Here is a 19583-nt window from a genome sequence, read left to right as displayed (position 1 = left end):
GTCGGTGCCCCGGGGGCGAAACCGATTCGAAGCTGCGACATCCGCGCCCGTACACTGTCGGTCGTGACCGAGAACACTCAGCAGAGCAACCACAGCGCCCCCGAACTGCCGACTCAGTACACGCCGGCCGACGTAGAGGGGCCGCTGTACGAGCGCTGGGTGGAGCGGGGCTACTTCACCGCCGACGCGAAGAGCGAGAAGCCCCCGTACACGATCGTCATCCCCCCGCCGAACGTCACCGGCTCGCTCCACCTGGGCCACGCCTTCGAGCACACCCTGATCGACGCCCTCACCCGCCGTAAGCGCATGCAGGGCTTCGAGACGCTGTGGCAGCCCGGTATGGACCACGCGGGCATCGCCACCCAGAACGTCGTCGAGCGGGAGCTGGCCAAGGAGGGCAAGTCCCGCCACGACCTGGGCCGCGAGGCGTTCGTCGAGCGGGTCTGGCAGTGGAAGGCCGAGTCCGGCGGCCAGATCGCCGGGCAGATGCGCCGCCTGGGCACCGGCGTCGCCTGGGACCGCGACCGCTTCACCATGGACGAGGGCCTCTCCCGCGCCGTCCAGACCGTCTTCAAGAAGATGTTCGACGAGGGCCTGATCTACCGCGCCGAGCGCATCATCAACTGGTGCCCGCGCTGTCTGACGGCCATCTCGGACATCGAGGTCGACTACCAGGACGACGACGGCGAGCTGGTCTCGCTGAAGTACGGCGAGGGCGAGGACTCCGTCGTCGTCGCGACCACCCGCGCCGAGACGATGCTCGGTGACACCGCGGTAGCCGTCCACCCCGACGACGAGCGCTACGCCCACCTCATCGGCAAGCGGATCGCGCTGCCGCTGACCGGCCGCACCATCCCGGTCGTCGCGGACACCCACGTCGACCCGGAGTTCGGCACCGGCGCCGTCAAGGTGACGCCCGCCCACGACCCGAACGACTTCGCCATCGGCCAGCGCCACGACCTCGAATCGATCAAGGTGCTGGACGAGCGGGGCGTCATCACCGCGCACGGCCCGTTCGAGGGTCTCGACCGCTTCGAGGCGCGCTCGGCGATCGTCGCCGCGCTGCGCGCCGAGGGCCGGATCGTCGCCGAGAAGCGGCCGTACGTCCACTCCGTGGGCCACTGCTCGCGGTGCAAGACCACGCTGGAGCCGCGGCTGTCGCTCCAGTGGTGGGTCAAGGTCGACACGCTCGCCAAGGCGGCCGGCGACGCGGTCCGCGACGGTCGGGTGAACATCCACCCCGCCGACCTGACGCAGCGCTACTTCGACTGGGTCGACAACCTCAACGACTGGTGCATCTCCCGCCAGCTGTGGTGGGGCCACCGCATCCCCGTCTGGCACGGCCCGAACGGCGAGACCGTCTGCGTCGGCCCGGACGAGCAGCCGCCGAGCGGCGAGGGCTGGGCGCAGGACACCGACGTCCTCGACACCTGGTTCTCCTCCGGTCTGTGGCCGTTCTCCACGATGGGCTGGCCGGAGAAGACCGCGGACCTCGCGAAGTTCTACCCGAACTCCACGCTGGTCACCGGCTACGACCTGATGTTCTTCTGGGTCGCCCGGATGATGATGTTCGGCCTCTACGCCATGGACGAGGTGCCTTTCCGCACCATCGCGTTCCACGGCATGGTCCGTGACGAGCACGGCAAGAAGATGTCGAAGTCGTTCGGCAACACCGTCAATCCGCTGGACTGGATGGACAAGTACGGCTCCGACGCCCTGCGGTTCACGCTGGCCCGCGGCGCCAACCCCGGCACCGACGTGCCGATCGGCGAGGACTGGGTCCAGGCGTCCCGGAACTTCGCCAACAAGATCTGGAACGCGACGCGCTTCGCGCTGATGAACGGCGCGACGATCGAGGGCGAACTGCCCCCGGCCGAGCAGCTGTCCGCCACCGACCGCTGGATCCTCTCCCGGCTGAACACCGTCGTGGCCGAGGTCGACGCCTACTACGACGACTACCAGTTCGCGAAGCTCGCCGACACCCTCTACCACTTCGCGTGGGACGAGGTCTTCGACTGGTACGTCGAGCTGTCGAAGACGACGTTCATGGCCGGCGGCGAGGGCGCGAAGGTCTCGGCGCGGGTCCTGGGCGAGGTCCTGGACACCACGCTGCGGCTGCTCCACCCGATCGTGCCGTTCGTCACCGAGACGCTGTGGACGACGCTGACCGGCGGCGAGTCGCTGGTCGTCGCCGACTGGCCGGCCGACTCCGGCTTCCGGGACGCGGCCGCCGAGCAGGAGATCGCGCTGGTCCAGCAGGTCGTCACCGAGGTCCGCCGGTTCCGCTCCGACCAGGGTCTCCAGCCCGGTCAGAAGGTGCCCGCGCAGCTGGAGCTGGCCGGTACGCAGCTGGCGGCGCACGAGGCGGCCATGCGCGCGCTGCTGCGTCTGCAGCCCGCCGGTGAGGCGTTCAGCGCCACCGCGTCGCTGCCCGTCGCCGGGGCCACCGTCGCGCTGGACCTCTCCGGTGCGATCGACGTCGAGGCGGAGCGCAAGCGGCTGATGAAGGACCTGGCCGCCGCCGAGAAGGAGAAGGCGCAGGCGCTGGGCAAGCTCGGCAACGAGGCGTTCCTCGCCAAGGCGCCGGAGAAGGTCGTGGACAAGATCCGCGGCCGGCTGGAGACCGCCGAGGCGGACCTCGTCCGGATCACCGCTCAGCTGGCGGCGCTGCCGCAGGCATGACCACGCCCGGGGACTGCCCCGGGAGGTGCACCGCAGGCCCCTCGCCCTCACCGGCGGGGGGCCTGCCCCGTCCCCGGGAGCCCCGCTCCCGCACCGGCCACAGCAGGACGTACGCGGTGGAGACCGCCACGAAGCCCAGCCGGATCAGACCGCGCGCCGCATCGTCCGGGACGACGAAGACGCTGCCGTAGAGGGTGAGCAGCGCCAGCCAGCTCCACCACGGCACCAGCCGCCGCTGCCCGATGACGTCCCACAGCAACGTGCCCAGCAGCACCGACGCCGTGTAGTACGTGTAGACGCTCGGGTCGAGGACGATACGGGCGTTGGCGCCGAGCAGCACCACGGCGGCCCACCGGCCGCGCCACACGGCCAGCGAGCCGAGGGTCAGGCCCAGGACCGCCTGGGCCGGGCGGTCCCAGCCGGGCGTCTCGGGGTCGCCGACGCCCAGCCAGCGCAGCGCGGACGCCGGATGGTTGGGGATGGCGAAGCGCGCGGCGGCGACGGTGTCGGGGGAGTCCAGGAAGAACGGCAGCCAGGCGACCGCGACCAGCGCCGCGCACCACAGCCCGGCCCGCAGCCACTGCCGCCGCGGCAGGGCCAGCAGCAGCGGCAGGAAGGCGAGCGCGGTGGGCTTGGCGTCCATCGCCAGCGCCAGACAGATGCCGGTCGCCGCCGGGTTGCCGCGGGTCAGGAAGCGGACGGCGAGGGCGGTGAAGAACAGCGCGAGGACGTCGTCGAGGTGGCCGAAGCGGACCGCGACCTCGATCCACATCGGGATGAACGCCAGCCCGGCGACGAGCACCCGCTGCCGCAGCCGCCGGTGGTTGGTGCCGGTGCCCAGGAAGTACTCGGCGGCGCTGCGCCCGGCCAGGACCGTGATCACCAGGCCGAGCAGCGACATCAGCGCCGCGGCCAGGAACTGCCCGGTGGCCTCGGGGAACGGGTTGAAGACCCCCGCGACCAGGAAGCTGACCGGTCCCATCTGGAGCTCGGGGTGGTGCGCGTAGAGGTTGAGGCCGCCGGTGCCGTCTCCGGCGGAGCCCTGGTAGAGGAGTTCACCGCCCGCCCGCAGGTAGTGCCAGGAGAAGCCGCCGTGCGGCTCGACCACGGCGAACCACAGCACCGTCCAGGCGGTGAGCAGCACCAGATGCATCCGCTGACGTGTCGGCGGCACGTTCTTCGCTCCCGTTTTCCGTCCACTCGTACCGGAAGGGGCCCGCTCAGGCCCCTCCGACGAAGAGGCGGGAATGCACGGAAAAGTTCCCGGGCCGGGCCGAAAGGTCATTTTCATCGCGCTCTCATCAAGACGGGTGACCCTGGGGCGGGGCCGCCGGACTTTCCGGAGGAACCGCCCGAACCGTGAGGAGCCGCGCCGATCATGAACAAACCGCTGCGCCGGGTCTCGGTCTTCTGCCTGACGCTGATCGTCGCGCTGATGGGCTGGGTCACCTGGATCCAGGGAGCCAAGGCCGGTACGTACCGGAGCGATCCGTCCAACCCCCGGGTCACCATAGGGAAGTACGCCGCCCCGATGGGCAACATCCTCGTCGACGACCGGCCCGTCACCGGCTCCGCCGAGACCTCCGGATCGCTGCGGTACAAGCGCACGTACACCGACGGTGCGCTCTACGCGCCGGTCACCGGCTTCGCCTCGCAGGTCTACGGCTCCACCCAGCTGGAGGCGCTCTACGGCGACCTCCTGGACGGCACCGACAGCCGCCTGCAGACCCCGGCGGACACGCTCTCCCGCAAGCGCCCCAAGGGCGGCGACGTCGCCACCACCATCGACGCGTCCGTACAGAAGGCCGGATACGCGGCGCTCGGCGGCAAGAAGGGCGCCGCCGTCGCCCTCGACCCGGCGACCGGCAAGATCCTCGGGATGGTGAGCACGCCCTCCTACGACCCGGGGAAGTTCGCCGGATCGGATGACAAGGACGCCGCGGCGTGGCGGGCGATGAGCGACGACCCGGACAGCCCCGAGGTGAACCGCGCGCTGCGCCAGTCGCTGCCGCCCGGCTCCACCTTCAAGCTGGTCGTCGCCGCGGCGGCGCTGGAGAACGGGCTGTACTCCTCGGTGGACGAGCCGACCCGCAGCCCCGACCCGTACACGCTGCCGCACACCCGCACACAGCTGACCAACGAGAGCGCCTCGGCGCCGTGCGAGAACGCGGACATCCGCACCGCGCTGCGGTACTCCTGCAACACCGTCTTCGCGAAGATGGCCGTCGACCTGGGCGAGGACAAGGTCCGGGCGCAGGCGGAGAAGTTCGGGTTCAACGACGGGAAGATCGACACCCCGGTGCGGACCGGCAAGAGCGTCTACCCCAAGGACATGGACGAGGCGCAGACCGCGCTCTCCGGTATCGGGCAGTTCGACGACCAGGCGACCCCGATGCAGATGGCGATGGTCGCCGCCGCCATCGCCAATGGCGGCGAGCTGAAGACCCCGCAGCTGGTCGACCGGCTCACCGACGGCTCCGGCAACACCCTGGAGCAGCCGGGCACGAAGACGTACGGCCGGGCGATGTCGGCGCACACCGCCGAGCAGCTGCGCTCCGCGATGCGCACCGTCGTCGACCAGGGCACCGGCACCAACGCCAAGATCGACGGCCTGACCGTCGGCGGCAAGACCGGCACCGCGCAGCACGGCGTCGACAACAGCGGTACCCCGTACGCGTGGTTCGTGTCGTACGCGCAGGACGACCGGGGGCGGCAGGTGGCGGTCGCGGTGATGGTCGAGGACAGCGGCGCCGCGCGTGACGAGGTCTCCGGCAACGGCCTGGCGGCGCCGGTCGCCCGGGCGATGATGAAGGCGGCGCTGCGGTGACCCGGACGGGCCACCGGGCGCGGGCGGTGCGGTCGTCCCGGTCGGCCGCGGCGGCGTTCGGGGTGCCCGGTCCGCCCCCGCACGTCCGTGGCCTGGGCAGGTCCGCCGGCCGTGGTGCGGGCGAGACCGTTGTCAGGGGTGACTCGTAGACTGGTCGGCGTGAGCGAGAGCCCCCAGAACGACGACCACGAGCCGACCGACGCCTTCGAGGAGATGGTCGACGCCGAGACCCGGCGCGACCCCGATCTCGCGGTGATCGAGGCCGGCAGCCGCACCCTGCGCGCCCAGGCCGGGCCCCCGCAGGGGGACGTGCCCGCCCGGCCCGAGGACCCCGAGCTCGACCGTGCGCTGCGCGCGGTCGAGGAGGAGCTGGCGGGCCGCTGGGGGGAGACCAAACTCGACCCGTCGATTCAGCGCATCGAGGCGCTGCTGGACATCCTCGGCTCCCCGCACCGCGCCTACCCCGCGATCCACATCACCGGCACCAACGGCAAGACCAGCACCGCCCGGATGATCGAGGCGCTGCTCGGCGCCTTCGACCTGCGCACCGGCCGGTACACCAGCCCGCACGTCCAGTCCGTCACCGAGCGGATCAGCCTGGACGGCGCGCCGATCTCCGCCGAGCGCTTCATCGAGACGTACCGGGACATCGCCCCGTACATCGAGATGGTCGACGCCCAGCAGGAGTACCGGCTCTCGTTCTTCGAGGTGCTGACGGCGATGGCGTACGCCGCGTTCGCCGACGCACCGGTGGACATCGCCGTCGTCGAGGTCGGCATGGGCGGCACCTGGGACGCGACCAACGTCATCGACGGCGACGTCGCGGTCATCACCCCCATCGCGCTGGACCACACCGACCGGCTGGGGGACACCCCCGAGAAGATCGCCGTCGAGAAGTCCGGGATCATCAAGAAGGACGCGACGGTCGTGCTGGCGCAGCAGCCGGTCGAGGCGGCGTCCGTGATGCTCAAGCGCGCGGTCGAGGTGGACGCCACCGTCGCCCGTGAGGGCATGGAGTTCGGCGTGCTCTCCCGCGAGGTCGCGGTCGGCGGGCAGATGCTGACGCTGCGCGGTCTGGGCGGCGAGTACCCGGAGATCTTCCTCCCGCTCTACGGCGCCCACCAGGCGCACAACGCCGCGGTGGCGCTCGCCGCGGTCGAGGCGTTCTTCGGCATCGGCTCGGCGCACGCCCGCAGCCTGGACATCGACACCATCCGCCGGGCGTTCGCCTCGGTCGCCTCGCCGGGCCGGATGGAGGTCGTCCGCCGCAGCCCCACGGTCGTGCTGGACGCCGCGCACAACCCGGCGGGTGCCCGCGCGGCGGCCGACGGCGTCACCGAGGCGTTCGGTTTCAGCCGCCTGGTGGGTGTGGTCGGCGCCAGCGACGACAAGGACGTCCGGGGCTTCCTGGAGGCGTTCGAGCCGGTCTTCGCCGAGGTCGTGATCACCCGCAATTCCAGCCAGCGCGCGATGGACCCGGATGAGCTGGCCGCGGTCGCCGTCGAGGTCTTCGGCAGCGAGCGGGTCCAGGTCGAGCCGCGGCTCGACGACGCCCTGGAGGCGGCGATCACCCTCGCCGAGGAAGAGGGCGAGTACTCCGGAGCCGGGGTGCTGGTCACCGGCTCGGTGATCACGGTCGGCGAGGCCCGGCTGCTGCTGAGGAGGGGCTGACGATGCGTACGCTCTGCGCGAGCACCCTGATCGGTGAGTTCTTCGTCATCGGCTTCGCCGCTCTGGTGGCGATGCAGCTCCACGACCTCCCGGCGGCCACGGTCTGGACGGTCAGCGGTATCGCGATGCTGCTCTGCGTCCTGCTGTGCGGCGCACTGACCCGCCCCGGCGGTGTGCAGCTGGGCTGGGCGCTCCAGATAGCCCTGATCGCCAGCGGCTTCGTCGTCCCCACGATGTTCTTCCTCGGCCTGGTGTTCGCCGCCCTGTGGTGGGCGTCGGTGCACTACGGCCGGAAGATCGACGAGGCGAAGGCCCGCTGGGCGGCGATGGCCGAGGCGGAGGCGGAGGCCGCGTAGCGCCCCGCCGCGCGGAGACGGCGGGCGGGCAGCACCGGTCCGGCGGCCGGCCCGGTGCCTGTGGGTGAAGCCCCGGCGGCGCACCGTGCAGGCGGCGCCCGCCCGCGGTCCCGCCCGCCGGGCGCGGGCCGCTTCCCTGTAGCCTCGCCTCACCGCAGTCCCGTTCTTCCCAAGGAGCCTTCTTCATGAGCCAGCGCACTCTCGTCCTTCTCAAGCCTGACGCGGTCCGTCGTGGCCTGGTCGGCGAGATCATCGGCCGGATCGAGCGGAAGGCCGGCTGGACGATCGGTGCCCTGGAACTGCGCACCCTCGACCGCGCGATCCTTGAGCAGCACTACGCCGAGCACGTCGGCCGGGACTTCTACGAGCCGCTGATGACCTTCATGTCGTCCGGCCCGGTGGTCTCCCTCGTGGTCGAGGGCGAGCGGGTCATCGAGGGCGTCCGCGCCCTCGCCGGTCCCACCGACCCGATTACCGCACCGAGTGGCTCCATTCGTGGGGACTTCGGCACGATCACCCGGGAGAATCTGATCCACGCCTCGGATTCCGAAGAGTCCGCCGAACGGGAGATCAAGATTTTCTTTCCCGGCCTTTCCTGATACATCATCGCGCGTATACCGCTCGTGACCAGGGGCGACCGGTGAAATCACCGGTCGCCTCCTGGTATATGAAGGACGTTCGGGGGAACGCGACTCCGCGACACGACGTCACCATTGAGGAAGGCGGGTGCGGGTACCGCCGACAATGGCGCAAGTGGCGCCCACCGCCGTGTTCGGGCGGGTGGCGCGACGAACTACGATGAAGCTTCCGCGCCGTGTGGCGCATCACCTCCTGCCGACCTCCAGTAAGCATTCGCTCCAGTTGGGAAGGCCAGACGTATCCTCATGGGGAACAACATGTCGTTCATCGGCCGTGACATGGCTGTCGACCTCGGCACCGCCAACACGCTGGTGTACGTCAGGGGTCGCGGGATCGTGTTGAACGAGCCCTCGGTGGTGGCCATCAACACCAACACCGGTGGCATCCTCGCGGTGGGCGCCGAGGCGAAGAAGATGATCGGGCGCACGCCCGGCAACATCGTCGCCGTACGGCCCCTCAAGGACGGCGTCATCGCCGACTTCGAGATCACCGAGCGGATGCTCCGGTACTTCATCCTCAAGATCCACAAGCGGCGGTATCTGGCCCGCCCGCGGGTCGTGGTCTGCGTCCCCTCCGGCATCACCGGCGTCGAGCGCCGCGCCGTCATCGAGGCGTCGACGCAGGCGGGTGCGCGGCAGGTGCACATCATCGAGGAGCCGATGGCCGCCGCGATCGGCTCCGGTCTGCCGGTCCACGAGGCCACCGGCAACATGGTCGTCGACATCGGCGGCGGCACCACCGAGGTCGCGGTCATCTCGCTCGGCGGCATCGTCACGGCCCAGTCCATCCGCGTCGCCGGTGACGAGCTGGACAACGCGATCATCCAGCACATCAAGAAGGAGTACAGCCTTCTGCTGGGCGAGCGGACCGCCGAGAGCATCAAGATCACCATCGGCTCGGCGTACGACCTGGAGCAGGACGAGCACACCGAGATCCGCGGCCGTGACCTGGTCTCCGGGCTGCCGAAGACCGTCGTCATCTCCGCCGCCGAGGTCCGCAAGGCCATCGAGGAGCCGGTCAACTCCATCGTCGACGCGGTCAAGACGACCCTCGACAAGTGCCCGCCGGAGCTGTCCGGCGACGTCATGGACCGCGGCATCGTCCTCACCGGCGGCGGCGCCCTGCTCCGCGGTCTCGACGAGCGGCTGCGCCGCGAGACCGGGATGCCCATCCACATCGCCGAGGACCCGCTCGACTCCGTCGCGCTCGGCTCCGGCAAGTGCGTCGAGGAGTTCGAGGCGCTCCAGCAGGTCCTCGACTCCCAGCCGCGCAGGTAACCCGACCGGACCGTCCACGGCGCGGACGCCCTGCGGCGTCCGTGCCGGGCGGGCACCATGGCGGAGGGCCGTCCCCGTCTTTTCCCGGCCCGCTGATATACAGGACCACCCCGGGACCGGCCCCGCCCGTCCCGGGCACCGCCCCAACCCCCGGAAAAATCCCGTGGACTGACCGCGCACCACCAGCCACCGCACACACAGGCACAACGCTCAGCACTCCCGAACGAGACCGGCGCGGGCCCGCAGCCGGCCGGTCCTACGAGGAAGGACACGGCCGCCGCACGTGAGGGACACACGAGAGAGCCGGCTGCTACTTGTGCTGCTGGTCGCCATCGCGTTCGCGCTGATCACGGTGGACATCCGCGGTGGCGAACAGTCCCCGCTCGACGGTGCCCGCCAAGCCGCCGCCTCCGCCTTCGGCCCCGTCGAGAACGGCGTCGCCGGAGCGGTCAACCCGATCGGCAACGCCATCGGCGCGGTACGCGACTCCGGCGAACGGCACACCAGGATCGCCGCGCTGGAACGCGAGAACGCCGCCCTGAAGGCCAAACTCGGCTCGTCCGACCGCAACCGCAACCGCGCCGCCGAGCTGGACAAAATGCTCAAGACCGCCGGCGCCGGCCAGTACGGCATCAAAGGCGCCCAGGTCATCGCCATCGGCGCGGCCCAGGGCTTCTCCTGGACGGTCACCATCGACGCGGGCAGCCGGGACGGCATCGCCCGCGACATGACGGTGCTCAACGGCGACGGGCTCGTCGGCCGCGTCACCACCGTCGGCACCTCCACCGCCACCATCCTGCTCGCCAACGACCCGGACTTCACCGTCGGCACCCGGATGGAGAAGACCAACGAGATCGGCTTCGCCTCCGGTCAGGGCGGCCGGGCGATGCGCGTGCAGCTCCTCAACGGCAAGGCGCCGGTGAAGAAGGGCGACCGGATGGTCACCTTCGGCTCCAGCAAGGGCAAGCCGTTCGTGCCCGGTGTGCCGGTCGGCCGCGTCGTCAAGGTCGAACCGTCCAACGGCGATCTGACCCGCACCGTCCAGGTCAGCACCTACGTCGCCTTCTCCCAGCTCGACGTCGTCGGGGTGGTCGTCCAGCCGCCGCACCGGGACCCGCGGGACACCGTGCTGCCGGCCCCGCCCGCCAAGCCCCGGCCGACGCCCACGGTCACCGTCACCGCCGACCCCTCCGACGGCGAATACCCAGGAGCTGACTGATGCGTCTGTACCGGATCCTGCTGACCGTCCCGCTCGTCCTCATCGCCCTGGTCCTCCAGGTCAGCGTCCTGGCGCGGCTCCAACTCCCCGGCGCCGTACCGGACCTGCTGCTGCTCGTCGTCGTCGGCCTCGCGCTGGTCTACGGGCACGTCGGCGGCTCCCTCGTCGGCTTCGCCGCCGGCCTCCTCGCCGACCTCGCGCCCCCGTCCGACCACGCCATCGGCCGCTACGCGCTGGTGCTCTGCATCGTCGGGTACGCCGTGGGCCTGACCCGCCCGGAGAACGGCCGCCACCGCTCGGCGACCGTCCCGCTGCTCGCCGTCGTCGGCGCCGCCGTCGTCTCCACGCTGCTCTACGCGGGCGTCGGCGCCCTGGTCGGCGACACCACCGCCCGGCATGTCGGCGTCGGCGGTCTGGTCCTCAGCGCCACCGTCTACGACCTGCTGCTCGCCCCGTTCATCGTGCCCGGCGTGATGGCGCTCGCCCGCCGCCTGGAGGGCGAGCCGCTGACCGGCGACGGCTCCGGCAGCCCGGGCGGCACGGTCGCCGGGCGGGAGCCCGCGTACGGCTGGATGACCACCGGCACCGGCCTCAAGGCGTCCCGCGGCGGGCTGAAGTCCGGCCGGGCGCCGAAGCCGTCCCGCTCCTCCCGCGGCGGCCTCCTCGGCCGCTCCGCACGGAACAAGGCCGCCCGCATCAAGGGGGTCAAGCGCCTGTGACCGACCGACTGCCCCGCACCCGGACCGAGCTGTGGAGGCGCCGTGAGCAACATTCCTGAGACCGGCCGGACCTCCCGCGTCACCGCCCGGCTCGTCGCGATCCAGATCCTCGTCTTCTCCCTCCTGCTCACCCTCGGCGGCCGCCTCTGGTACCTCCAGATCCGCAACGGCCAGGAGTACGCGAGCAAGGCCCGCAGCAACCACGTCCAGCAGGTCGTCGACCCGGCCACCCGCGGCTCGATCCTCGACGCCCGCGGGGTGCCGCTCGCCGACAACGAGACCCGGCTGGTGGTCTCCGCCAGCCGCACCGAACTGCTGAAGATGAAGGACGACGGCAAGGCGGTCCTCGGCCGCCTCTCCGACGTCCTCGGCATCCCCGAGCAGGAGATCCGCAACAAGGTCCGGCTCTGCGACGCGAAGACCCCGCAGCCGTGCTGGAACGGCTCGCCGTACCAGCCCATCCCGATCACCGACAAGGCCACCACCCAGCAGGCCCTGCAGATCCGCGAGCGCTCCGAGGACTTCCCCGGCATCAGCGCCGAGCCGACCGCCGTGCGCCGCTACGCCGCCCCGGCGAAGGCACAGACCGCGCAGGTCCTCGGCTATCTCTCGCCCGTCACCGACGACGAGATCAAGAAGGCCGAGCACACCCGCTCGCCGCTGCTGCGCTCCGACCAGATCGGCCGCTCCGGCCTGGAGCGGACGTACGACAGCGCACTGCGCGGCAAGGCCGGCGTCACCCGCTACGAGGTCGACAACCTCGGCCGGGTCATCGGCAAGGCCCACAGCGACCCGGCCGTCCCCGGCGCCAACGTCATCACCAGCATCGACGCCCGGGTGCAGGCGGTGGCGGAGAAGGAGCTGTACCAGGCGATGAAGGACGCCCGCCTGGAGCACGACAAGAACACCGGCACCAACTACAAGGCGGACGCCGGCGCCGTCGTCGTCATGGAGGCGAAGACCGGCCGCGTCGTCGCGATGGCCTCCAACCCCTCGTACGACCCGAACTCCTGGGTCGGCGGGATCTCCGGCAAGGACTACGCCAAGCTCACCGGCAAGAAGTCCAACTACCCGCTGCTCAACCGCGCCACCCAGGGGCAGGCGGCGCCCGGCTCGATCTTCAAGGTCATCTCGACCACCGCCGCCGTCAACGCGGGCTACCCGTTCAACGGGCACTACCCCTGCACCAGCTCGTTCAACATCGGCAGCCAGGTCTTCAAGAACTTCGAGTCGGAGAACTTCGGCCCGATCAGCCTCGGCCGCGCGCTGGAGGTCTCCTGCGACACGGTCTTCTACAACATCGCCTACGACCAGTGGAAGAAGGACGGCGGCAACAACCCGAAGCACCCCGCCGACTGGTTCTACAAGACGGCCCATCAGTTCGGCCTCGGCAAGAAGACCGGCATCGACCTGCCGGACGAGGTCAGCGGCCGGGTGCCGGACCGCCGCTGGAAGAAGGACTACTGGGAGGCGAACAAGGCCGGCTGGTGCGCCCAGGGGAAGAACGCCGACGACTACGTCTCCAAGATCGCCCGGGAGAACTGCGAGTCCGGCATGAAGATGCGCGCCGGTGACTCCGTCAACTACTCCATCGGCCAGGGCGACACCCTCGTCACCCCGATCCAGATGGCGACGATCTACGCCGCGCTCTCCAACGGCGGCACGCTCCACGACCCGACCCTCGGCAAGGCGATCGTCAGCCCCGACGGCAAGAAGATCGAGAAGATCACGCCGAAGGCGCACGGCAAGCTGCCCGACTCCCCGGCCACGCTCAAGCAGATCGACTCGGCGCTGGCCGGCGTCGCCACCCGCGGCACCGCCGCCTGGCGCTTCCAGGGCTGGCCGCAGGAGAAGATCCCGATGCACGCCAAGACCGGTACCGCCGAGGTCTACGGCAAGCAGACGACCTCCTGGTTCGCGACGTACACCAAGGACTACGCCATCGTCATGACCATCTCCCAGGGTGGTACCGGCTCCGGCGCCTCGGGACCGGCCGTCCGCAAGATCTACGACGCGCTCTACGGCGTCGACCCGCAGGGCGGCATCGACAAGAAGAACGCGCTGCTGCCGGCCCCGGAGTCGTCGCTGCCGGTCATCGAGCGCGACGGCACGATCCAGGCGCAGCCCGTCGCACCCGCCGACGACGCCACCGACCCGTCGGCGGACCCGGCGGACCAGGGAGCGGACGGGGCGGACCAGGGAGACGGGGCAGGCCAGGGAGGGGACGAAGGATGACGACGAGCCCCACCTCCCGGATGTTCAACGTCCGGCGGTACGCCCCCGAGACCGGCACCTGGGGCAAGCTGATGGACCGCGACTCCGCGGTCCGCAAGCTCGACTGGCCGCTGCTGCTGGCGTGCCTGGCACTGTCGCTGCTCGGCTCGCTGCTGATCTTCTCCGCGACCCGCAACCGCATGGAGCTCAACCACGGCGATCCGTACTACTTCTTCCTGCGGCATCTGCTGAACACCGGTATCGGCCTGGCGCTCGCCGCCGGGACGATCTGGCTGGGCCACCGCACGCTGCGCGGCGCCATCCCGGTGCTCTACGGCCTGTCGGTGGTGCTGGCGCTGCTGGTGCTGACGCCGATCGGCGCCACCATCAACGGCTCGCGGTCCTGGCTGGCGATCCCCGGCGGCTTCTCGCTGCAACCCGCGGAGTTCGCCAAGATCACCATCACGCTGGGGATGGCGATGATCCTCGCCTCCCGGGTCGACGCGGGCGACACCCCGCACCCCGACCACCGCACCGTCGTCCAGGCGCTCGGTCTCGCCGCGGTGCCCGTCCTGGTCATCCTGCTGATGCCGGACCTCGGCTCGATCATGGTGCTGGGCGCCATCATCCTCGGCGTGCTGCTCGCCTCCGGCGCCTCCAACCGCTGGATCCTCGGCCTGCTGGGTACCGGCGTCGTCGGCTGCCTCGCGATCTGGCAGCTCAACCTCCTCGACGAGTACCAGATCGCCCGCTTCGCCGCGTTCGCCAACCCGAGCCTGGACCCGGCGGGCGTCGGCTACAACACCAACCAGGCGCGCATCGCCATCGGCGGCGGCGGGCTCACCGGCTCCGGTCTCTTCCACGGCAGCCAGACCACCGGTCAGTTCGTCCCCGAGCAGCAGACCGACTTCATCTTCACCGTCGCCGGTGAGGAGCTGGGCTTCGTCGGCGCGGGCCTGATCATCGTCCTGCTGGGCATCGTGATGTGGCGCGCCTGCCGCATCGCCCGGGAGACGTCGGAGCTGTACGGCACGATCGTCGCCGCCGGGATCATCGCGTGGTTCGCGTTCCAGGCGTTCGAGAACATCGGCATGACGCTGGGCATCATGCCGGTCACCGGTCTGCCGCTGCCGTTCGTCTCCTACGGCGGTACGTCGATGTTCGCCGTCTGGATCGCCATAGGGCTGTTGCAGTCGATCAGGGTCGAGCGGCCGGTGTCGGCCTCCCGCTGAGCCCCCACGCGTGGGGCCCGCAGTGTGAACCAGAGCCCGGCGGGGCGCTCCGTCCCGCCGGGCTCCGCCGTGCCCCAGGCGTCCGCGAGGGCGCCGAACAGCAGCCCGGAGAGGTCCGCGGCGCCGTCGTGTCCGGCCCGGGGCGGGCTTCCGCCGTGGACGCTGACCCGCACCTCGGCCGGGCCGTCGCCGGTCACCACCCGGACCAGCACATCGGGCGCACCCTCCGTGAGCGGGTGCGCCCGGGTGACCGCCTCCGAGGTGAGCAGGACGGCGGTGTCCCGCAACGGCTCGGCCGGGGTGCCGCGCAGCACGGCGCGGACGAAGTCGCGGGCGGCCCGGGCGGCGGCCGGTCCGCTCGGGGCGATCAGCAGATGCGGGCGGGTACCGGTCGCGGCGCGGGCCGGCGGGCGGGCGCCGGTGGTGCGGGACGGGTGCACGGGTGCTCCCTTCCGGGAGGTCGGCCGCCGGGGCCGTGCGGGCGGCCGGCGGACGGACGGCGTCGGTGGGCCGGACGAGGGCGTCGGACCCGCCGCCTCCGGCCTCGCACACCGTAATTCGAGGGGGCGCGGGGCGTTCCCCGTCCCGGTGGGCGCGCCGTCGTCAGGTGGGGCGCACGGGGGCGCGGAACGGTGGCGCACGGCGGGAAGCGCGCCGGGCCCGGCGCCCCGGCGCGGGGACCGGGTGCCGGGCGCGTACGGCCACTGCCGGGCGGGCCCCCGCCGGACCGCCGCCCGGGACGGGCGCCCGGCGGGCGGCGCGCTCCGGGCCGAGGTTCTAGATTCGGAGGTATGGCGCACACCGTGCGGGAGACCGAGCGGAAGTACGACGCCGCCGACGGCGTCCGGCTCCCGGATCCGGCCGCCGTCGCGGGGGTCGCCGCCGCACAGCCGGGCGGCGTCACCGCCCTCGACGCGCGCTACTACGACACCGAGGACCGCCGCCTCGCCGCGGACTCCCTCACCCTGCGCCGCCGCACCGGCGGCCCCGACCCCGGCTGGCACCTCAAGCTCCCGGTGGGCCCGGACGTCCGCGACGAGACCCGTGCCCCGCTCGCCGACACCGTCCCGCCCGAGCTGGCCGCCCTCGTCCGCTCCCGGGTGCGCGGCGCCGCGCTGGTCCCGGTGATGCGGCTGCGGACCCGGCGCGAGGTGACGGTGCTGACCGACGCCGCCGGCACGCCCCTCGCGGAGCTGGCGTACGACGAGGTCCGGGCCGAGCGCCCGGACGGCGCCCGCGCGTCCTGGCACGAGGTGGAGGCCGAACTGGCGCCCGGCGCCGCACCGGAGCTGCTGGACGCGCTGGACGCCTGGCTGCGGGACGCGGGGCTGACGCCGGGGGCGTACCCGTCGAAGCTCGCCCGGGCGCTGGCGGCGACGGAGGAGGCGCGCCGTAACGAACAGGGAGCCTCCCTGAAGGGCCGTAACGAACAGGAAGGCTCCCTGAAAGGCCGTAATGAACAGGAAGCCTCCCAGAAAGAAAGCCCCGGCCAGAGGGAAGCGCCCCGCAGCCTTCAGGAACCCTCCCGGAAAGAAACCCCCGCACAGGAGGAAGCGCCCCGCACCCCTCAGGAACCCTCCCTGAAAGATCCCACCGGCCGGCCGAAGAAGCCCGCCCGCAAGGGTGACGCCGGGCGGCCCGCGCGCCCCGGGACCGGCGCCCCCGGGCCACCCACCGCCGGGGACACCGTCCTCGCGTACCTCGGGGACCAGCTCCGGGCGATCGTCGCGCTCGACCCCGCGGTCCGCCGTGAGCTGCCCGACGCGGTGCACCGGATGCGGGTCGCCACCCGCCGGGCGCGCGGTGTGCTGCGCTCCTACCGCCGCCTGCTCGACCGGGCGGCGACCGACCCCGTCGTCGCCGAACTCTCCTGGCTGGCCGGGGAGTTGGGGATCGACCGGGACCGCGAAGTGCTGACCGCACGCATCGGCGACGGGGTCGCCGCACTGCCGCGGGAGCTGCGCGTGGGGCCGGTACGCACCCGGGTGCGCACCTGGTCCCGGCCCCGCCGCGGCGCCGCCCGGCGGCTGACCGCGGTGCTCGACGGCCACCGCTATCTGACGCTGCTCGACACCCTGGACCACCTGCTCGCCGACCCGCCGCTGCGCCCCGCCGCCGCCCGCGCGCCCGGGAAGGAGCTGCTCCGGGCGGTGCGCAAGGACTTCCGGCGGCTCTCCGGCCGGATGCGCCGCGCCCTGGAGGCCCCGCCCGGCCCGGAGCGGGACCGGGCGCTGCACGAGGCCCGTAAGGCGGCCAAGCGCTTCCGGTACGGCGCGGAGGCGGCCCGCCCGGCGCTGGGCCGGACCGCCGCCCGGTGCGTACGCCGCGCCACCGCCCTCCAGGACGTCCTCGGCGAGCACCACGACACCGTGGTGACCCGCGAGGCCCTGCGCGAGCTGGCCGACCGGGCGCACACGGCGGGCGAGAGCGCCTTCACCTACGGTCTGCTCCACGGCCGCCAGGAGGCGCGGGCGGCGGCGTGCGAGGAGCGCCTGCCCCGGCTCTGGAAGAAGGCGAAGAAGAAGGCGCCCCCGGGCGCGTAGGCGGGCCCGCACCGGCCACGCGCCCCGGCCCCGCCGCAGGTCGGACACCCCGGGCGCCCCGGCCCGGCCACCATCCGGCGTCCCGTCACCCACCGCAGCCCTCGCATCACCCCCGGCGTGCGTCAAGGGCGCCCCTTCGGACACGTTAGGCTTGAGGGTCACCCCTGCCCGCCGACGAAAGATCCCGCGATGCCTGTCGAGTCGGTCTTCCCGCGCCTGGAGGCCCTTCTCCCGCACGTCCAGAAGCCGATCCAATATGTCGGCGGCGAGCTGAACTCCACCGTCAAGGAGTGGGACGACTGCGACGTCCGCTGGTCGCTCATGTACCCGGACGCGTACGAGGTCGGCCTGCCCAACCAGGGCGTGATGATCCTTTACGAGGTGCTCAACGAGCGCGAGGGCGTCCTCGCCGAGCGCACCTACAGCGTCTGGCCGGACCTGGAGGCGCTGATGCGGGAGCACGGCGTCCCGCAGTTCACCGTCGACGCGCACCGCCCGGTCAGCGCCTTCGACGTGCTCGGTGTGTCCTTCTCCACGGAGCTGGGCTACACCAACCTCCTCACCGCCCTGGACCTCTCCGGCATCCCGATCGAGGCCAAGGACCGTACCGAGGACCACCCGCTGATCCTCGCGGGCGGCCACGCCGCGTTCAACCCGGAGCCCATCGCGGACTTCCTGGACTGCGCGGTCGTCGGCGACGGCGAGCAGGCGGTCCTGGAGATCACCGACATCATCCGGGCGTGGAAGACCGAGGGCCGCCCCGGCGGCCGCGACGAGCTGCTCTTCCGCCTCGCGAAGACCGGCAACGTCTACGTCCCCAAGTTCTACGACGTCGAGTACCTGGCCGACGGGCGGATCTCCCGCGTCGTGCCCAACCGCTCCGGCGTCCCGTGGCGGGTGTCCAAGCACACCGTCATGGACCTCGACGAGTGGCCCTACCCCAAGCAGCCGCTCGTCCCCCTGGCCGAGACCGTCCACGAGCGGATGTCGGTCGAGATCTTCCGTGGCTGCACCCGCGGCTGCCGTTTCTGCCAGGCCGGCATGATCACGCGCCCTGTCCGGGAGCGAAGCATCACCGGCATCGGCGAGATGGTGGACAAGGGCCTGAAGGCCACGGGATTCGAGGAGGTCGGCCTGTTGTCGCTGTCCTCCGCGGACCACACCGAGATCGGCGACGTCGCCAAGGGCCTCGCCGACCGGTACGAGGAGGACAAGATCGGCTTGTCCCTCCCCTCCACCCGGGTCGACGCGTTCAACATCGACCTGGCCAACGAGCTGACGCGCAACGGCCGTCGCTCGGGACTGACCTTCGCGCCCGAGGGCGGCTCGGAGCGCATCCGCAAGGTCATCAACAAGATGGTCTCGGAAGAGGACCTGATCCGCACCGTCTCCACGGCGTACGGCAACGGCTGGCGCCAGGTGAAGCTGTACTTCATGTGCGGTCTGCCCACCGAGACCGACGAGGACGTCCTGCAGATCGGCGACATGGCGGTCAACGTCATCGCCGAGGGCCGCAAGGTCTCCGGTCAGAACGACATCCGCTGCACGGTCTCCATCGGCGGGTTCGTCCCCAAGCCGCACACGCCGTTCCAGTGGGCCCCGCAGCTCTCCGCCGAGGAGACCGACGCCCGCCTCGCCAAGCTGCGCGACAAGATCCGCGGCGACAAGAAGTACGGCCGCTCCATCGGCTTCCGCTACCACGACGGCAAGCCCGGCATCGTCGAGGGCCTGCTCTCCCGCGGTGACCGCCGCGTCGGCTCCGTCATCCGCGCGGTCTACGAGGGCGGCGGCCGCTTCGACGGCTGGCGCGAGTACTTCTCGTACGACCGCTGGATGGCGGCGGCGGAGAAGACGCTGCCGGACTTCGGCGTCGACGTCGCCTGGTACACCACCCGCGAGCGCACCTACGAGGAGGTCCTGCCCTGGGACCACCTCGACTCCGGTCTCGACAAGGACTGGCTCTGGGAGGACTGGCAGGACGCCCTCGACGAGACCGAGGTCGAGGACTGCCGCTGGTCCCCGTGCTTCGACTGCGGTGTCTGCCCGCAGCTGGACCTCGACATCCAGATCGGCCCGACCGGCAAGAAGCTGCTGCCGCTCTCGGTGGTCAACAAGTAGCCGTGCAGGTGGGGGAGTTGCGGTCCGCGGCTCCCCGACCGGCCGCACAGGGGCGGGAGTTGGTGTCACCGACTCCCCGAGTGGCC

Annotated in this window: 14 protein-coding genes; 12 read left to right on the top strand and 2 right to left on the bottom strand. The window is 71.6% G+C overall.

Features of this window, described 5'->3' with window-relative positions:
* The first annotated feature begins 63 nt into the window (after nucleotides 1–63).
* The gene (locus ACZ4U4_RS24955; protein ID WP_467878290.1) at nucleotides 64–2682 is read left to right on the top strand and encodes a valine--tRNA ligase; all 2619 of its coding nucleotides are present in this window, start codon (nucleotides 64–66) and stop codon (nucleotides 2680–2682) included.
* Here ACZ4U4_RS24955 and ACZ4U4_RS24950 read toward each other — a convergent pair.
* Entirely contained in the window at nucleotides 2648–3835 is a 1188-nt protein-coding gene (locus ACZ4U4_RS24950; RefSeq protein ID WP_467878367.1) for a hypothetical protein, read from the bottom strand. The genes ACZ4U4_RS24955 and ACZ4U4_RS24950 overlap by 35 nt on opposite strands.
* Before the next feature lie 225 nt (nucleotides 3836–4060).
* Here ACZ4U4_RS24950 and ACZ4U4_RS24945 point away from each other — a divergent pair, with 225 nt between their 5' ends.
* The 9 genes from ACZ4U4_RS24945 to rodA all read left to right on the top strand — a co-directional run bounded on the left by ACZ4U4_RS24945 (nucleotide 4061) and on the right by rodA (nucleotide 14836).
* On the top strand, nucleotides 4061–5509 hold the full coding sequence (locus tag ACZ4U4_RS24945; protein WP_467878288.1) for a peptidoglycan D,D-transpeptidase FtsI family protein: 1449 nt from the start codon (nucleotides 4061–4063) through the stop codon (nucleotides 5507–5509).
* A 159-nt stretch (nucleotides 5510–5668) separates the two neighbouring features.
* Nucleotides 5669–7180, top strand: a complete 1512-nt coding sequence (folC, locus tag ACZ4U4_RS24940) for a bifunctional tetrahydrofolate synthase/dihydrofolate synthase (protein ID WP_467878285.1) — start codon at nucleotides 5669–5671, stop codon at nucleotides 7178–7180.
* A gap of 2 nt (nucleotides 7181–7182) precedes the next feature.
* On the top strand, nucleotides 7183–7536 hold the full coding sequence (locus ACZ4U4_RS24935; protein WP_467878282.1) for a DUF4233 domain-containing protein: 354 nt from the start codon (nucleotides 7183–7185) through the stop codon (nucleotides 7534–7536).
* 185 nt (nucleotides 7537–7721) lie between these two features.
* Nucleotides 7722–8135 carry a nucleoside-diphosphate kinase gene (gene ndk / locus ACZ4U4_RS24930; RefSeq protein ID WP_467878280.1) on the top strand — a complete coding sequence of 138 codons (414 nt, stop codon included), beginning with the start codon at nucleotides 7722–7724 and terminating at the stop codon, nucleotides 8133–8135.
* Nucleotides 8136–8432: 297 nt separating this feature from the next.
* Nucleotides 8433–9452: a rod shape-determining protein gene (locus ACZ4U4_RS24925; protein WP_003985182.1), complete on the top strand. Its 1020-nt coding sequence runs from the start codon at nucleotides 8433–8435 to the stop codon at nucleotides 9450–9452.
* A gap of 283 nt (nucleotides 9453–9735) precedes the next feature.
* On the top strand, nucleotides 9736–10671 hold the full coding sequence (mreC, locus tag ACZ4U4_RS24920) for a rod shape-determining protein MreC (RefSeq protein ID WP_467878277.1): 936 nt from the start codon (nucleotides 9736–9738) through the stop codon (nucleotides 10669–10671).
* Nucleotides 10671–11390 (top strand): rod shape-determining protein MreD, encoded by a 720-nt coding sequence (gene mreD, locus ACZ4U4_RS24915; protein ID WP_467878275.1) that lies wholly within the window; start codon nucleotides 10671–10673, stop codon nucleotides 11388–11390. The genes mreC and mreD overlap by 1 nt, the downstream gene beginning before the upstream one ends.
* A 42-nt stretch (nucleotides 11391–11432) precedes the next feature.
* On the top strand, nucleotides 11433–13625 hold the full coding sequence (gene mrdA / locus ACZ4U4_RS24910) for a penicillin-binding protein 2 (protein ID WP_467878272.1): 2193 nt from the start codon (nucleotides 11433–11435) through the stop codon (nucleotides 13623–13625).
* Nucleotides 13622–14836: a rod shape-determining protein RodA gene (gene rodA / locus ACZ4U4_RS24905; protein ID WP_467878270.1), complete on the top strand. Its 1215-nt coding sequence runs from the start codon at nucleotides 13622–13624 to the stop codon at nucleotides 14834–14836. Before mrdA ends, rodA begins: the two co-directional genes overlap by 4 nt.
* On the opposite strand, the gene ACZ4U4_RS24900 is transcribed toward rodA, so the two are convergent.
* Nucleotides 14746–15276, bottom strand: a complete 531-nt coding sequence (locus ACZ4U4_RS24900) for an ATP-binding protein (protein ID WP_467878267.1) — start codon at nucleotides 15274–15276, stop codon at nucleotides 14746–14748. The genes rodA and ACZ4U4_RS24900 overlap by 91 nt on opposite strands.
* A 351-nt stretch (nucleotides 15277–15627) precedes the next feature.
* Between ACZ4U4_RS24900 and ACZ4U4_RS24895 the strand changes: the two genes are divergently transcribed.
* Both ACZ4U4_RS24895 and ACZ4U4_RS24890 read left to right on the top strand, forming a co-directional pair.
* Entirely contained in the window at nucleotides 15628–17379 is a 1752-nt protein-coding gene (locus tag ACZ4U4_RS24895) for a CYTH and CHAD domain-containing protein (protein WP_467878265.1), read from the top strand.
* Nucleotides 17380–17568: 189 nt separating this feature from the next.
* Nucleotides 17569–19497 (top strand): TIGR03960 family B12-binding radical SAM protein, encoded by a 1929-nt coding sequence (locus ACZ4U4_RS24890; protein ID WP_467878262.1) that lies wholly within the window; start codon nucleotides 17569–17571, stop codon nucleotides 19495–19497.
* Nucleotides 19498–19583: the final 86 nt, after the last annotated feature.

It is taken from the genome of Streptomyces sp. NPDC029159, assembly GCF_055564055.1.
Note: the sequence above shows the minus strand (reverse complement) of the source record. Positions and strands in the feature narration are given on the sequence as shown.

Excerpts from the sequence above, each read along its gene's own strand:
- rodA (WP_467878270.1), top strand. The coding sequence starts at position 13,622 with ATGACGACGAGCCCCACCTCCCGGATGTTCAACGTCCGGCGGTACGCC.
- ndk (WP_467878280.1), top strand. The coding sequence starts at position 7,722 with ATGAGCCAGCGCACTCTCGTCCTTCTCAAGCCTGACGCGGTCCGTCGT.
- ACZ4U4_RS24945 (WP_467878288.1), top strand. The coding sequence starts at position 4,061 with ATGAACAAACCGCTGCGCCGGGTCTCGGTCTTCTGCCTGACGCTGATC.
- ACZ4U4_RS24895 (WP_467878265.1), top strand. The coding sequence starts at position 15,628 with ATGGCGCACACCGTGCGGGAGACCGAGCGGAAGTACGACGCCGCCGAC.
- mreD (WP_467878275.1), top strand. The coding sequence starts at position 10,671 with ATGCGTCTGTACCGGATCCTGCTGACCGTCCCGCTCGTCCTCATCGCC.
- ACZ4U4_RS24890 (WP_467878262.1), top strand. The coding sequence starts at position 17,569 with ATGCCTGTCGAGTCGGTCTTCCCGCGCCTGGAGGCCCTTCTCCCGCAC.
- ACZ4U4_RS24935 (WP_467878282.1), top strand. The coding sequence starts at position 7,183 with ATGCGTACGCTCTGCGCGAGCACCCTGATCGGTGAGTTCTTCGTCATC.
- ACZ4U4_RS24950 (WP_467878367.1), bottom strand. The coding sequence starts at position 3,835 with ATGCATCTGGTGCTGCTCACCGCCTGGACGGTGCTGTGGTTCGCCGTG.
- ACZ4U4_RS24925 (WP_003985182.1), top strand. The coding sequence starts at position 8,433 with ATGTCGTTCATCGGCCGTGACATGGCTGTCGACCTCGGCACCGCCAAC.